Source organism: uncultured Maribacter sp. (assembly GCF_963975365.1).
Lineage (GTDB): Bacteria > Bacteroidota > Bacteroidia > Flavobacteriales > Flavobacteriaceae > Maribacter.
Genome location: NZ_CAXBGF010000008.1, coordinates 15162 through 31205 on the forward strand (window position 1 = coordinate 15162; position 16044 = coordinate 31205).

Genomic DNA, 16044 nt, shown 5'->3' on the forward strand with positions numbered 1-16044 from the left:
TATTGAAACGTTAAGCTGACTATCATAACCCGAAGGTAAGTGGTTCGAGTCCAGTTCCGGCTACTAGTAAAATCAAGCCTCTCAGTTTCCTGAGAGGCTTTTTTGTCTTGGGTACAGTTTAGGTACAGAATTGACATTGCTTTTGATAAATAAATTTTAGCTCAAAGTCAATTTATACGAGTAAAACCGATACCTAGTTTAAAATTCTATAACCGTTATTAATTTCTAATTTAATTGACCCTTAAATTATTACATTGACAAAATTTTAGCAATTTATTTTTTTTATTTATATTTAGAACTTAATCCTAATTTTTATTTAAAAATATGGCAAATGTTTTATGGTTACAAGGAGGGGCTTGCAGTGGCAACACAATGTCTTTTCTTAACGCAGAAGAACCAACTGTTGTAGAACTTATAACAGACTTCGGTTTAAATATTCTCTGGCACCCAACTACGGGTTTGCAAATTGGAGACCAAGTTCAAGACTTACTTAAAGATATTCTAGCAGGAAAGGTCCAAATGGATATTCTTGTGTATGAAGGTTCTTTAATTCAAGGTCCAAATAACACAGGTACTATGAATTACTTTGCCGATAGACCAATGATGGACTGGATTAAAGAATTATCAGAGGTAGCTGGTTATGTGGTTGCTATTGGGGATTGTGCAACTTGGGGAGGAATTCCTGCGGTAGCGCCCAATCCAAGTGAATCTACAGGACTGCAATTCCATAAAAAGAAAAAAGGTGGTTTCCTAGGGCACGATTATGTCTCTAAAGGAGGATTGCCTGTTATAAATATTCCCGGTTGTCCAGCACACCCAGATTGGATTACTCAAATACTAGTAGCAATTTCTGTAGGAAGAATAGGAGATGTTTTAATTGATGATTACCACAGGCCAAAAACATTCTTTACAGACTTCGTTCAAGATGGCTGTACAAACGTGACCAACTTTGCCCAAAAAGTAGACGGAAACTTCGGAAAACGTGGTGGATGTCTATTCTATGAAGTAGGATGTCGTGGACCAATGACGAGAGCAAGTTGTAATAACATTCTTTGGAATCGTCAATCAAGTAAAACGCGTTCTAATCACCCTTGTTTAGGATGTACAGAACCTGGTTTCCCTCATAACGATTTGATGAAAGGTAGTGTGTTTAAGACTATGAAGCATTTAGGGGTTTTTCCTAAAGAAGTTCCAGAAGGAAGAAGCAAGCTAGCATATTATATGGAAGCAGGATTCCAAAAAGTATTACCAACTAATAGGAAAATAACAGAAGCTTCTAAATAAGCATCATAAACTACACAAGAAAATGTCAGTAAAAGAATTAAATATATCGCCTGTAGGACGTGTTGAAGGAGATTTAGATGTGAAAGTTTACATCGACGACGGAAAAGTGACACGTGCTCATACTCAAGCAGCAATGTTTAGAGGGTTTGAGAAAATAATGGAAGGTAAAGACCCACAATCAGGGCTTATCGTAACACCTCGTATTTGCGGAATTTGTGGAGGGTCGCACTTGTATTGTGCATCTTCTGCTCTAGATACTGCTTGGGGAACAAAATTAACTCCTAATGCACTTCTTCTAAGAGCTATAGGTCAAGCTACTGAAACCATACAAAGTATACCAAGATGGTTTTATGCAATTTTTGCTACAGATTTAGCAAATAAAAAATATGCAAACCAACCTCTTTATAAAGAGGTCGTAAAAAGATGGTCTGCCTATGTTGGTGAAACCTTTCAGATAGGTTTAACTGCTAGTGGATTACCAGTACAAGTATATGCATTGTTTGGCGGTCAATGGCCACACTCAAGTTATATGGTACCTGGTGGAGTAATGTGTGCGCCTACTTTAAAAGATATTACAAGAGCACACGCTATTATGACACAGTTTAAAAATGACTGGTTAGAACCAGTATGGTTAGGCTGTTCCATTGAGCGCTATCTAGAGATTAAGTCTTGGGATGATATGCTTGCGTGGGTTGAAGAAAATGAATCACAAAAAAATAGTGATTTAGGACTACTAATTAGAGCAGGTATAGAGTTTGGCTTAGATAAATTTGGTCAAGGTGTTGGTAAATTTATAGCCACAGGAACGTACCTACACAAAGACCGATATAATAATCCAACAATAGAAGGCAGAAACGATGCCTTAATTAGTTCTAGCGGATTTTTTGATGGAGAAAATTATCACGAGTTTGACCATATGAAAGTGAGCGAACACGTTAAGCACGCTTGGTATGATAATCAAGCAGATGGTTTACACCCTTGGGATGAGCCACTTCCTACACCAGCTAAATCACAACCATTGCACCATACAGATTTTGATGGGCAATACAGTTGGTCTAAAGCACCGCGCTATGATGGTCAAGCTGCAGAAGCTGGCCCATTAGCACGTTGCATTATGAATGCAAATCCTAATAACAAAGACCATCAAATTAAAGACCCATTATTTGGGGATATAATGAAAAAGATGGGGCCAAGTGTATTTACTAGAGTTTTAGCTAGAGTACACGAAGCACCACGTTTATATAAATTTATAGACCAGTGGCTTTCTGAAATTGACCTTGATGCCCCTTTCTACACAAAACCTGTAGAAAAAGATGGAAAAGGTTTTGGAGCTACAGAAGCGGCTCGTGGCGCATTAGCACACTGGATAGAAATTAAAGACGGTGTTATAAAAAACTATCAGGTAATGGCACCTACAACGTGGAATGTAGGACCTAACGATGCAAATGGCAATCCTGGACCTATTGAAGCTGCCCTTGAAGGTATTGATATAGAAGACCCTAGTGACCCAGTAGAAGTAGGTATTGTAGCAAGGTCGTTTGACTCTTGTCTCGTATGTACGGTACACGCACACGACCAAAATTCGGGTGTTGAGCTATCTAGGTTCAAGCTGTAGAAGTCTTAAATTCAAACAATTATTGAAAACTTTCTCAGGACTTTGTTTTGAGGAAGTTTTTATTTAACAGCAATTTTTAAAACAAATTACGCTTTCGCGAAAGCGGTAAAGTGTAAAAAAGAATATAAAATGAAAACAGCAATAATGGGTTTCGGAAACCCAGTACGAAGCGATGATGGTATAGGAATGTACGTAATTGAGAAGTTACAGAAAATTATAGGTCAGAATGATGATATCAGCATTTTTGATATGGGAACGGCTGCTTTTGAAGTGTTATTTGGCTTAAAAGGCCATTCTAAAATTTTAATGGTAGATGCTGTTATTAATACTAACGAACCTGTAGGAACATTATTTAAAGTTCCTGCCGAAGAGGTTTTGAGAACACCTCAAGACGACCCTATGGTTTTCTTACACGGTATGAAGTGGGACCAAGCATTGTCTTATGCAAAAAAAATACTTGGTGATGAATATCCAGAGGACATACAGGTGTATCTTATCGCGGTAGAAAATACAAAACTAGAAACTGAAATCAGTGACGCAGTAAAAAAAGCGGGTGACAAAGTGGTACAACATATTTTAGAAGATATTAAGTTTGTTAATGTATAATGGAAGAAGATAAGGTTATACTCAAATCATCGCACGTGTATTTAAACGCTGCTATTGTTGAGCGTATTTTTGAAACCATTCATTATGCCTATGTAACCTATGTGCCAGAACAAAAAAAAATGTTGATTACACCTGTGAGTAGCCAGTGGTTTGTGAAAATGCACGAACCTACTCAGTTTTTACTCAAGTCAAGGAATCTCAAAGGAGATAGAACCCTAGCGATTAGAGAAATTTTAATCGACAATGATTTAGATACAACTGATAGAGATTTAGAATATGAGATTGTAGAAAAAACAAACCTCATTAAAATATCAATGTGATGGCAGGAAGAAACGACCCAAAAGATGCTTGGTTATTAGATGCAGAAGTGCGTACTAAAATTGAAGAAATCAAAGGGCGTTGGGAAGTATCATTGGTATTTGTAAATACCACAGACCCAAATCAATTATTAGTTAGAAAAATAGGTGATTACAGGTCAAAACAATTAGCTGAAATTTATGCACGTAATATGCAAAAGACTGCAGCAAAAGATATAAGAGGAACGCAAAAAGTAGATAAAAGTGCTTACAATTTTAACAACAACTAATAAAAACGATGCAATACTGGCAGCAATAGCGACTATTGAGAGATTGAGCGAACTTGTGACCGTTGAGCAAGACGAAACCCAATTATCTAATACCCATAAAATAATCGTTGTTACAGATACTTCAATTACTTCACATTTAGATTGGGATGATACGGAGCCACCCTATCTCTTTCCTGAACTAGAGTTTACACAAGAGAACCTATTAGCGATGATTTTCTATAAATTAGGAAACCATCAAAAAGCATTTGAGTTTGTTTCTCAAGAAAACTCATTTTATAATCATTTACTCATTGCTACGCATTTGCAATTTGGTTATGACATTAATGAAGATATGTACGCTTTCGCGAAAGCGGAATCTCAACATAATGGATGTATTGTACAACAATACGGCGCAGGACAAATAGAAAAAGATAGTGACAGATTGAAGGCGAGTTATGCAGAAGCCATAGCCAGTGCGCCTAATGACGAGTATCGCGTATTTACCATAAAACATTTTGTAAATTTTCTGTTAGACATAAAGGCTTATGATGAAGCTGAAAAAGTGATACGCATAGCAATGCCCAAAGCAATCTCTACAGATGCTCAAAATGCAATGCGAACTCTACTGTCTACAGCGCTAATGGCGCAAATTAAAATGCCCTATGACAAAAATGCGCTTCTAGAAGTACAAGAGTTACAGCAAGCAAGTATTGCTTTTTATGAAGAAAAAGAACTCAAAGTAAATGCAGGTTTGTTATTAATAGACGCTTCTGAAATCGCAAATTTTCAAGAGGATTTTATAGCTTCAAAAAATTATATCAACAAAGCAATTTTATATTTTAAAGAAGTAGATATTCAAGAATTTCTTGGAGAAGCAGGGTTACGTAAAGCAACATTATTATATACCTGGTCTAAAAATGGAAGCCCGCAATATTACAAGCCTGCTATTAATGCATTTCAGGATACTTTAAAAGTGTTTAAACGTGATACACATCCTCAGAAGTTTGCAGATGTACATCATAATCTAGCGCTGATTTATTCAGAGATTCCTGTGTCGCCAGAAGAAAAACCTATTTGGACTGCCTTCTGTGCTTCTTCATTTAAAGAGGTATTAGCTTTTTATACTAAGGAAGCCTATCCTTATGAAAACGCAATGGCTAGTCACAATTATGCCACAGCTTTGATGAATTTCCCTGAAGCCAAATTACATAACAATCTAGATAAAGCCTTTGGTTTATTTGAAGACGCACTTACTGTTAGAACCGAAAAAAAATATCCTTTTGAAAGAGCATTAACTTTATTAAATCAGCTAGAATTATATTGGTTAATGCATAATGAAGATGAAGCTTCTGAACGTAAGAAATACAATCAAATGGTTGAAAAAGCAACATCTATTGCTAAGATTGTTAATGATGAAAATTTAATAGCGCAAGCAAATCAGCATTTAAACCAACTTAAAAACCTAAAAACAATTTTAAACTAACGATGCACGAAACCTCAATAGTCAACGGAATATTTAGAACCCTTGAACAAGAGTTTGAAGAAGAAAAGCTGAATAAATTGACGGGTATTTATGTGAAAGTGGGTATCCTCTCTAACATAGAACCGCGTCTTTTACTAAATGCCTATGAAGCCTCTCATATGACTAATCCCAAGTATCATCACTCAAAATTACATATTGAGATGGTAGAACTAAAAATACAATGTGAAAGTTGTAATCATATAACAGATGTAAAGAACTATCGCTTTATATGTGAAAAGTGTGAGAAGCCCAGTAAAAATGTGATTCAAGGCGAAGAGATGCTAATTCACAAAGTAGAATTTGATGATTAAAAAATGCTTAAAAAAACACTGACATATGCAGAACCAATTTTTAATTGGAGTAGAGACTTTTACGAAAGTAAAAACAGTCTTTATGCTACCAGTTATGTTCTTGTTACTGTATTTATTGTTTGTTCGTTATTAAGCGTTTTAGTGATTTCAGACTATATTAACTTAGGATACTATCAAGAGAAATTTGAAAATCCTTTTTTTTCTATTGAGATTGTGTTTACCCTACTTTTAATCGTTGAATTATTTGGACTCATCTTTATACTGCCTCAGTCTGTTGCTAAATCAGTAAGTAAACAATTTGAGTTGCTTTCACTTATTTTTCTAAGGGATGGCTTTAAAGAGTTCAGCCATATCGGAATTAATTTTGAATGGAGTGTAATGAAAGATTCTTTGATACCTATGGTAGTATATGGTTTTGGAGCAATCATCATTTTTGCTCTCATTAGTTTTACAGGGTCACTCCAAAAACGCTATAAATTAACATCCACAGAACAAGACCAAACACAGTTTATTCGTCTAAAAAAACTATTAGCACTGTTGCTTTTAGTCGCTTTTGCTGCTGTAGGAGTTAATGATTTAAGAATATTATTTTCTACAGGAAGTTACCTGCATTCGTTTCAGACCTTTTATACTGTTCTTATTTTTAGTGATATAATTATCGTTTTAATCGCCTTGCGATACACACTTAATTACTATCGCATATTTAGATATTCTGCATTTGTTTTAGCAACCATTCTAATCCGTATTTCACTCTCTGCAGAGACTTATTATAATGTAGGAATAGGTGTAGTAGCTTGCTTATTCGTACTTGCACTAACAATTGCATATAATCACTTTTTAAAAGAAACACCTCAAAAAAAATTAATATAACTATGAGTATAGAAAAATCAACAAAAGCCGCTCGCGGTACCGTACAGTGTGAAAACACAAATATTAATCTATTAAAGGCTAATGATTTTGTAGCAGATATCATTAAGCAAGAAATGGTAAAATCTAAAACACTTTTGGTAAACATTACATCTTCTGCTGGAAGCGGAAAGACCACTTTAATGCAAGAAACAGCAAGACGCCTTAAAGACAAACTCAAAATGGCTGTAATGGTGGGTGACTTAGAAACCGAACGTGATGCAGAGCGTATTAGAGAAACAGGAATACAAGCTTTGCAGATAGTTACTGGAGGAATTTGCCATCTTGAAGCTCAAATGATTCATCAGGTATTACCAGAATACAAACTAGATGATATTGATTTATTATTTATTGAAAACGTAGGCAATCTTGTATGTCCAGCTTCGTTCGACCTTGGAGAAGACTATCGTGTTACGCTTATGGCAACTACAGAAGGAGATGATAAACCAAGGAAGTATCCTAGAATGTTTTTGACCAGTGATATGATGCTAGTTTCAAAAGCAGACTTATTGCCATATGTTCCATTTTCTGTAGAAGCAGTAACTAAGGATGCTCGTGAAGTAAATCACGAGTTAGAGGTACTACAAATATCATCTACGAGTGGAGAAGGTATTGATGCGTGGTGTGACTGGTTAGTAGAGAAAGTAAACGCTAAAAAAGAAGCCTAAAAGATTGCAAGAGCATACATTTAAAATACAAATAAAAGGACGGGTTCAAGGAGTTGGATTTCGTCCTTTTGTATTTAATTTAGCTCGAGAACAAGGGCTCGTTGGTAGCGTTTCTAACAATGGAAGTGGTGTTATTATCAGAGTCCATACAACCGAAGAAAGAGCAAATACTTTTTTAAGAACACTCCTGGAAAGCCCACCTCCTGTTTCAGTTATAAGCTCCTACCAACTAGAGAAAACCACAAAAGAGAATTTCAAAGAATTTAGCATTGTTCCTTCAGAAAAAGAGCAATCTATAAATATACCTTTAACACCTGATTTTGCGGTTTGCGAGACGTGTAAAAAGGAAGTCAAAGACAAAGAGAATAGGCGCTATGGATATCCTTTTACTACCTGTGTAAATTGTGGCCCGAGATATGCTATTACTACAAAATTTCCTTTTGAAAGAGCGCATACATCACTTGCTGGTTTTGAAATGTGTCCCGCGTGCAAGAACGAATATACAGACCCATCTAATCGTAGGTTTCATTCACAAACTAATAGTTGTTCTGACTGTGGTATACAATTACAGCTCATTGATAGTAAAGGGAAAACACTTAATGTTAGTAAAAATCAAATAGTTGAGAAAACGGCAGCACTAATTCTAGAAGGACACATTGTCGCTATAAAAAACACAAATGGTTATCTCTTATGTTGTGACGCTACAAATCCATCGGCAATTGCAGAACTACGTAAAAAAAAGAAACGACCTAACAAGCCATTTGCGGTATTGTACGATAGCATTGATACTGTAAAGAAAGAATTTGAAGTATCAGAACAAGAAAAAGAGTTGCTCACAAGTAGCATTGCACCTATATTAATACTAGAGAATACAAAGAACACGCAAATTGCAGCACATACTATTGCACCAGGTTTAAACCAGACAGGTGTACTTTTACCTTCCTCTTCGCTCTTGGAATTATTAATGTATATCATTAAAAAACCGATAGTATGCACTAGTGGAAATATTCACGGTTCTCCAATAATTTCAGAAAACGAAATTGCTCAAGAGCATTTAAAAACAATTGCTCACTATTTTCTTCATCACAATTTGCCTATTCATTTTCCTCAAGATGATTCTGTGGTAAAAATAATAGATGGGAAGCAACATTTTATAAGACGTTCACGTGGTTTAGCGCCAAACTATTTGATGCCAAGAAGTAAAATGGAATCAGGTGTTTTGGCAATGGGTGCACACTTAAAAAGCGCTTTTTCTTTAGTGCCGAATACGCATATTTATGTGAGTCAGTATTTTGGAAATTTAGATAATTATGATGTGCTAGAGCGCTACAAAAATACTATAGGAAAACAGTTAGGAGTCTTTAGTTGTAGTCCTAAAACTGTTCTTGTAGATGCGCATCCCACCTATCAAAGCAGTATTGCTGGCGAGACAATAGCAAAAGAGTACAATACTCAAATTTTTAAAATTCAGCATCATAAAGCGCATTTCGCCAGTGTATTAGGAGAGCATCAACTTTTTGAAAGTGAAGAGCGAATATTAGGAGTAGTTTGGGATGGCACTGGTTATGGAGATGATAATGCTATTTGGGGTGGTGAGTTTTTTATTTATGAAAATCACACAATGGAGCGCATTAGTCATTTTGAATACTACGATTGGTTAACAAATGATAAGATGGCAAAAGAGCCACGAATTGCTTTATTGAGTCTGCTAAATAATGAAAACAGGAGAGATATATCAGATAAGTTCTCTGACACTGAATGGAAGATTTATACAAAAATGTTAGATAATAATGTTTTAAAAACATCATCGATGGGAAGATTGTTCGATGCAGTGGCTTCAGCTTTAGACATAAAAGACTCAAACACTTTTGAAGCAGAGGCGGCTATGTTGCTTGAAAATTGTGCCAAGACCTACTCAAAGAGTTATTACATAGATTTTTTACACAATGTATCCTATGACACTATCCCATCAAAGCAAATCATAAATGAGCTTTTTAAAGCATATAATGAAGGCTTTTGCAAGGAGCGATTGGCATACAGTTTCATTTACACACTTGCAAAAAGTATTATTACGCTTTCGCGAAAGCATAACACACATACGATAGCTTGTAGTGGAGGTGTTTTTCAAAATAGTGTTCTCATTCAGGTACTTGCTCGATTGTGTTTAAATAGTAAAATAAAGTTAAAATTTAATCGTAAATTGTCTGCAAATGATGAAAATATTTCGTTTGGACAGCTTATGTATTTTCAGAATATTAAGAATTAATACCAGTTAGAATATGTGTTTAGCAATCCCAGGAAAAATAAAGAGTATTGAATTACAATATGGTGGTGCGGTACGGATGGCAACAGTTTCTTTTGGCGGGATTACTAAAGAAGCCAGCTTAGAAATGTTACCAGATGCAGATGTAGATGACTACGTTTTAGTACACGTAGGTGTAGCCATTAGCAAAGTAAATGAAGAAGAAGCGCATAAAACTTTTAAATATCTCGAAGAATTAGGAGAAATAGGCGAACTCACAGATGTAGACGAATATTTACCTAAATAAGAGTTTGCTATGAAGTATATGTCAGAATATCGAGACCCAGAACTCGCAAAAAAATATCTTGAAGAAATAAAAAAGACAGTCACACAACCTTGGTCTATAATGGAGGTTTGTGGAGGACAAACACACAGTCTAGTAAAAAACGGAATTATTGAGATGTTGCCTAAGACGGTAACAATGATTCACGGTCCAGGTTGTCCTGTTTGTGTAACACCATTAAATATTATAGACAAAGCGATTCATCTAGCGCTAGAGGAAAATGTCATTTTATGCTCTTTTGGCGATATGCTTCGTGTTCCGGGTTCTAAGAAAAACTTACTCGAAGCTAAAGCAGAAGGTGCAGATATCCGCATTTTATATTCGCCATTAGAAGCAGTGAGAATCGCCGAAGACAATCCAGAGAAAGAGGTCGTATTTTTTGCAGTAGGCTTTGAAACCACAGCGCCAGCAAATGCACTATCAGTAATTCACGCACATCGTAAAGAATTAAAGAACTATTCTATACTCACGTCTCACGTTTTAGTGCCTCCCGTGATTAAAGCAGTAATTGATGATGAAGAAAGTAAGATAGACGGTTTTTTAGCAGCTGGTCACGTCTGTACTATTATGGGTAACTCAGAATATCATCCACTATCAAAAACTTATGAAGTACCTATTGTAGTCACTGGCTTTGAGCCGTTAGATGTATTACAAGGAATCCTAATGGTAGTGAGACAGTTAGAAGCTAACGAAGCGCAAGTTGAAAATCAATATGCAAGAATCGTTAAAGAAGAAGGAAATCCTGAAGCTCAGAAAATGATTCATCAGATATTTGAAATAAAAAACCAAGTATGGAGAGGTATCGGAGAAATTCCAGATAGCGGTTATCAAGTACGTCCTGAATATGCTGACTTTGATGCTAAGCGGAAATTTAAAATTGAAATACCTGAAGCACCAGAAAATCCAGATTGTATTTCTGGTCAAATTATGAAAGGCTTAAAGAAACCTTTTGAATGTTCACAGTTTGGCAAAAAATGTAAGCCTACAAACCCATTAGGAGCACCTATGGTAAGTAGCGAAGGTGCTTGTGCAGCATACTATCATTTCTCTGGACTGGTAGAAGCATAGCCTTAAAATCTAAATTATTTAATGACAGATAAAAAAATACGAATGCAATTGCAATGCCCAATGCCTAAATTGGACTTTGACGTAATTACCCTTGGTCACGGAAGCGGTGGTGTACTTACCAACAAATTATTAGATAGTGGTGTTTTTGATGTACTCAGTAATCCTATCTTAGATGAACGTCACGATGGTGCAATCTTTCAACTAGAAGGCAAGATGGCTTTCTCTACAGATAGTTTTCTAGTCTCACCTATCTTCTTTCCAGGTGGAAATATTGGAGAATTAGCTGTAAACGGTACTGTTAATGACCTTGCTATGTGTGGGGCAATTCCAAAGTATTTATCTCTTAGTTTTATTATTGAGGAAGGACTTAAAGTTTCTGAGTTTTGGGACATTTTAATTGCTATAAAAAGTGCTTGTGAAGAAGCGGGCGTTCACGTGGTAACGGGAGATACGAAAGTGGTTGAAAAAGGAAAAGGCGATAAGATATTTATCAATACTTCAGGAGTTGGGAGCATTCATTCTAAAGCTAATATTTCAGCAAAAAATATAAAAGCAGGTGATAAAGTTATTGTGAGTGGTAATATCGCATCTCACGGTATGGCTATTATGTCTGTTAGAGAAGGGCTTGAATTTGATTCTGAAATTTTAAGTGATACCATTAACCTCAATCATACCATAAGTAGTCTGCTAGATAGCTTTGGAGAACACATACACTTACTCACAGACCCAACACGAGGTGGTATTGCAACCGTACTCAAAGAAACCGCACAGTCTATTAATTTAGGAATAGATATGGCACAAAGAGATTTGCCTATTGATAATCAAGTAGCTAGTGCCTGTGAATTATTAGGTTTAGACCCAATATATGTGGCAAATGAAGGATTGTTTATTGCTTTTGTAGATGTATCTATTGTAGATGATTTTCTGGAAGCACTACATAAAGATGAAAATGGCGCAAATGCAAAAATTATTGGAACTGTTACGGAAGAGCATCCCAAACAAGTGATTATGGAAAGTGCCATAGGTGGAAAGCGTGTGGTAAGTATGTTACCAGGAGAACAGTTACCAAGAATCTGCTAGCCTATGGATTTTAAAACACTAGGCGACCAAGTCATTAATGGACGTATTTTTAGAGGTTCAGAACAAAAACCATTTCTAGCACCTAGAGGCGTTTTTGTAGCAAAAGAAATGCTTTTTGTTTCAGACACAGGACAGAATCGTGTCTTTATTTGGCATACAATCCCAACAACAGAATTTCAAGAACCTGATGTTATTTTAGGTCAACTAGAAGTTGAAGATAGTGGAAGAAATTCAGGAGGCGATGTAAACGCTAGTACGCTGCAATATCCTTCTGGTTTATGGAGCGATGGCGAAACCCTAATTGTTGCAGATGCTTGGAATCACAGAGTACTTATATGGCATTCTATACCTACATCAAATGCACAACCAGCAGATGTTGTTTTAGGGCAGCCTAATTTTGATACCAATTTACCGAATGTAAAAGGGATAGGAAGTGACCCAACTGCTCAAACACTTAATTGGCCATACGGCTTATTTTCTGATGGGAAAAGCCTCTGGATTGCAGATACAGGAAATAGACGCATACTTGTTTATAAAAATATTCCAAAAGAAAATTATGCTTCTGCAGATGAAGTAATAGGGAAACCTGCATCCACGACGCGAGATTATAATAACGACGACCCTATTTGGCCCTATTCCATTAAAATAAATAGTAAAGGTCAAATGGCAGTTGCCGATACGCAGTTTTATCGCGTGCTTCTTTGGAATTCTAAAGAAGACGCACTTTCAAAACCAGCTGATATTATTATTGGGCAAGATAATTTTGATGCCTGCGGGCAAAATCAGTTTAGACTAGCACCAGAAGCAAATACGCTGAATTGGACGTATGATGCTTGCTTTTATAAAGATGGCATCTTAGTGAATGACACAGGGAACAGTCGCATTTTAAAGTTTGACACCATACCTACTGAAAATAACGCTTTCGCGAAAGCGGTTATAGGCAGAAAAGATTTTACTACAAGTAGCGAATTTAAAGGCAATATGCACGGAACTAAAAGTGCTATCTATTGGCCATTTTCAATAACTACGGAAGGCGACACTTTATTTATTGCAGATACAGGAAACCACAGATTGGTTATTTGTGATTTAAAAGGTGAGGTATAACCAATAAATTCCAATAACTATAGCAAATAAACCGCCTGCAAATCGAATACCTTTAAAGAATATTGGGTCATTTGCTTTTTTAGAATATCTAGCAATATTACCGAGTATAAATGCATAAGCTGTCATTGCTAAAACTGTACCTATAGCGAATCCTATTATGTACTGAACACCTTCAAGTTTTGTTTCAAAAGCAAGTACAGGAAGTAGTAATATAAAATGTGCTACCCCAGCAAGTCCGTGTAAAAACCCTATACTAAGTGAAGAAAGAATATTCTGTTTCATTTCCTTTTTATGGGAATGATGTTCACTATCACTTTCATAGCTGTGAATGTGTGTGTGTCCGTCAGAATGTGTGTGTGGTTGGGAATACTTTTTCTTTTCATTAAATATTCGGTAGAACGCCCAGAGACCTACAATAATTAAAACAATAGCAACAAGCTGCTCACTATAACCAGATATAGTTTCAATAGGAATAACCTCTTTAAATAGTAAAAACAGTACACCTATAAGAAGCATTCCTATTAAATGTCCAAAACCCCAAACGAGACCTACTTTCCATCCTTTTTTCTGTGAAGAAATAGCAAGTGGTGTAACAGCAGCAAGATGGTCAGGACCTGAAATAACGTGGAGAATGGATGCAAGTATAGCAGAAAATAAAGTTGTAATCAAAATTTAAAATCAGGTATTTTGTAATATGTGGTAAGTTAAAAATTTATTTTAAATATCGTACTCTTCGAGAAGATGTCCCTGATTTTGATTTATTATTAATAGTATATCGTCTCAGCACATTTCCCTACATTTGGCGAAAAGCTACATTTCGGGAAAAGAGCTTCATTCACAATAGTCTTGGACACAATTTCAAAGTAGCTATCATTACTTTCAGTCGCTATTAAGCCGAACAAGCGAACTACATCTGAATAGAACCCTATCAACTTTGAAATAGAGTCCGATAATTAATTTCACTTACACCTTTCACTTCACAAAGTTGTAAAATTCTGTCCGAAACGAACTGCATAACCGTTCGCGCACTCACTTTTATAAGTTCTTATTCTCTCAAAATTTTAGTGTTGGTTACTGAAAAGGTAACGGCGATGGCGCTATGGGAAGTAAGTAGATATTAAATCATCATCGGCTACTTTCATCTCAATCTTACCTAATAAATAGATAGCAAAACGTATCAAATCCCTGCTTTTTGAGCTAAAAGAAAAGGAAAACGCTCAAGATATAATAAGTATGCAGATAAATGCCATTGTGGCAATTAATTAACACCAATCTAAACCATATATAATTGGCTTAACTATTGACCTAATATACTCATAATCATTATTAAGTAATTTCAATGGTCTCCAGTATTTATTACGAATACTTTAAAAAGTTGATTAGATTTTTCTTAAAAAATGCAAGGTGCAGTTTAACAACTCTTAGGCTTTTTAGCTTTAGATAAAAAGTACTGCAAACCCGAAATGAAATGGAGGGATTGTATAGCAAGAGGGTAACACGCTGGCGCGATGTTACGATATTCAGTTTTTTCAAAACACCAGTAAAATTAGCACTTGACAGCGATTGATTGTTTTGTGTTTTAAAAATTGAAGCATTGTTTTTCACGGAAAAACGCCCATAGCCCAATAAAAACAATAAATTTTTCACGGAAAAATGGATAAAGGATATGAAAAAGAACAATTTAAGAGCCTAAGCATCAAAGCTTCAGTAGCAGAAAAATTCAATGGATTTTGTAAAGAAATGTCACTTTCAAAATCAATGACATTATTAGTGATGATTGAATTTTTTGAAGAAAACAGTATTTCCCCAGTAGAGTCAATAGGGCCAAATATGGAAACCTTAGAAAAGCGCATTTCATTACTCATTAAGAAACGAATGAATGGAATGATTGCCATAATGAAAGATATCGAAAAGAACCAAACCAAACCAACAGTAGCAATGCTACAATCGCTTTTCGAACAAGCCGAACCAAAGAAAAAAGTACGAATGGTGGAGAAAAATGACCCTTATCTGGAGAAAGAGGTTCGCTTTCGCGAAAAGAAATATTTGAATAACAATGATGATGCATAATGAGAAGTGTAAACTACATTATTCACCTCAATACCATATTGGAAATATTCAATAACGATGAACGTATTAAACAAGGTCATATCACATTATACCTTGCCTTCTTCTATTTATGGAACAAAAAGTTTTTCAAAGAGACCTTAACCATAAATCGGGAGCTCATAATGGAGCGAGCAAAGATTAAATCAAAAACTACGTATCATAATCATTTACGAGATTTAGATGCCTGGGGATATCTTAGCTACTATCCATCGCATCATCCATCAATAGGTTCTAAAATTAAGATGACCAGAGCTTGTCCCAAAAGTGGTACAACCTCTGGTACACAGCTAGTCCAAAATTTGGACAACTCCGTTCCAAAACATAGCCAAAATTTGGTATCTTTTTATAAACATAAAACAAAAGAAAACTTAAATAAACAGTCTGACCTAATTTTTAATGAAAGTGAAGTCATTTCATTTTTTAAACAAAATAGTTGGCCAGAGATAGAAGCACTAAAATTTCACGCCTTTATTCAATCGAAAAAATGGAAAACAGACAATTGGCAAACTATAGCAAGGATTTTTGCTAAAAACGATTTTCAATTAAAAGCACCTAAAATGAGGAGTCCAATTTCTGGCTATGTAGAAAAACTAAGAAACGACGGGGATAGGGACAATTGAA

General features: G+C 35.6%; 17 protein-coding genes. 16 read left to right on the forward strand and 1 reads right to left on the reverse strand.

Annotated elements, in window-relative coordinates; all coding sequences use genetic code 11:
- The first annotated feature begins 324 nt into the window (after positions 1-324).
- From AACZ49_RS10620 to AACZ49_RS10685, 14 genes are all read left to right on the forward strand, one after another.
- Positions 325-1284 (forward strand): hypothetical protein, encoded by a 960-nt coding sequence (locus AACZ49_RS10620; protein ID WP_339654402.1) that lies wholly within the window; start codon positions 325-327, stop codon positions 1282-1284.
- A gap of 22 nt (positions 1285-1306) precedes the next feature.
- Positions 1307-2899, forward strand: coding sequence for a nickel-dependent hydrogenase large subunit (locus tag AACZ49_RS10625; RefSeq protein WP_339654404.1), 1593 nt, complete (start codon positions 1307-1309; stop codon positions 2897-2899).
- Between the two features lie 129 nt (positions 2900-3028).
- Positions 3029-3505, forward strand: coding sequence for a hydrogenase maturation protease (locus AACZ49_RS10630; protein ID WP_339654407.1), 477 nt, complete (start codon positions 3029-3031; stop codon positions 3503-3505).
- Positions 3505-3825, forward strand: a complete 321-nt coding sequence (locus AACZ49_RS10635) for a hypothetical protein (protein WP_339654410.1) — start codon at positions 3505-3507, stop codon at positions 3823-3825. Before AACZ49_RS10630 ends, AACZ49_RS10635 begins: the two co-directional genes overlap by 1 nt.
- The gene (locus tag AACZ49_RS10640) at positions 3825-4091 is read left to right on the forward strand and encodes a hypothetical protein (RefSeq protein ID WP_339654413.1); all 267 of its coding nucleotides are present in this window, start codon (positions 3825-3827) and stop codon (positions 4089-4091) included. Before AACZ49_RS10635 ends, AACZ49_RS10640 begins: the two co-directional genes overlap by 1 nt.
- On the forward strand, positions 4066-5553 hold the full coding sequence (locus tag AACZ49_RS10645) for a hypothetical protein (protein ID WP_339654415.1): 1488 nt from the start codon (positions 4066-4068) through the stop codon (positions 5551-5553). Before AACZ49_RS10640 ends, AACZ49_RS10645 begins: the two co-directional genes overlap by 26 nt.
- Positions 5554-5555: 2 nt before the next feature.
- Positions 5556-5903, forward strand: a complete 348-nt coding sequence (locus tag AACZ49_RS10650; RefSeq protein WP_339654418.1) for a hydrogenase maturation nickel metallochaperone HypA — start codon at positions 5556-5558, stop codon at positions 5901-5903.
- Positions 5904-5906: 3 nt separating this feature from the next.
- Entirely contained in the window at positions 5907-6773 is an 867-nt protein-coding gene (locus AACZ49_RS10655) for a hypothetical protein (RefSeq protein WP_339654420.1), read from the forward strand.
- Between the two features lie 2 nt (positions 6774-6775).
- Positions 6776-7477: a hydrogenase nickel incorporation protein HypB gene (hypB, locus tag AACZ49_RS10660; protein ID WP_339654422.1), complete on the forward strand. Its 702-nt coding sequence runs from the start codon at positions 6776-6778 to the stop codon at positions 7475-7477.
- 4 nt (positions 7478-7481) lie between these two features.
- Complete coding sequence (gene hypF, locus AACZ49_RS10665; RefSeq protein WP_339654424.1) at positions 7482-9743, forward strand: carbamoyltransferase HypF; 2262 nt, start codon at positions 7482-7484, stop codon at positions 9741-9743.
- Between the two features lie 13 nt (positions 9744-9756).
- On the forward strand, positions 9757-10026 hold the full coding sequence (locus AACZ49_RS10670) for a HypC/HybG/HupF family hydrogenase formation chaperone (RefSeq protein ID WP_339654427.1): 270 nt from the start codon (positions 9757-9759) through the stop codon (positions 10024-10026).
- A gap of 9 nt (positions 10027-10035) precedes the next feature.
- Positions 10036-11130, forward strand: coding sequence for a hydrogenase formation protein HypD (hypD, locus tag AACZ49_RS10675; RefSeq protein WP_339654429.1), 1095 nt, complete (start codon positions 10036-10038; stop codon positions 11128-11130).
- 21 nt (positions 11131-11151) lie between these two features.
- Positions 11152-12210, forward strand: a complete 1059-nt coding sequence (hypE, locus tag AACZ49_RS10680) for a hydrogenase expression/formation protein HypE (RefSeq protein ID WP_339654432.1) — start codon at positions 11152-11154, stop codon at positions 12208-12210.
- A gap of 3 nt (positions 12211-12213) precedes the next feature.
- Positions 12214-13314, forward strand: coding sequence for a hypothetical protein (locus tag AACZ49_RS10685; RefSeq protein ID WP_339654433.1), 1101 nt, complete (start codon positions 12214-12216; stop codon positions 13312-13314).
- Here the strand turns inward: AACZ49_RS10685 and AACZ49_RS10690 are convergent.
- Entirely contained in the window at positions 13297-13983 is a 687-nt protein-coding gene (locus AACZ49_RS10690; protein WP_339654435.1) for a sulfite exporter TauE/SafE family protein, read from the reverse strand. The genes AACZ49_RS10685 and AACZ49_RS10690 overlap by 18 nt on opposite strands.
- Positions 13984-14967: 984 nt before the next feature.
- Here AACZ49_RS10690 and AACZ49_RS10695 point away from each other — a divergent pair.
- Both AACZ49_RS10695 and AACZ49_RS10700 read left to right on the forward strand, forming a co-directional pair.
- Complete coding sequence (locus AACZ49_RS10695; RefSeq protein ID WP_339654438.1) at positions 14968-15384, forward strand: BfmA/BtgA family mobilization protein; 417 nt, start codon at positions 14968-14970, stop codon at positions 15382-15384.
- A complete protein-coding gene (locus AACZ49_RS10700; RefSeq protein ID WP_339654440.1) occupies positions 15384-16043 on the forward strand; it encodes a hypothetical protein in 660 nt (219 codons plus the stop codon). The genes AACZ49_RS10695 and AACZ49_RS10700 overlap by 1 nt, the downstream gene beginning before the upstream one ends.
- The last annotated feature ends 1 nt before the right edge of the window (position 16044 follow it).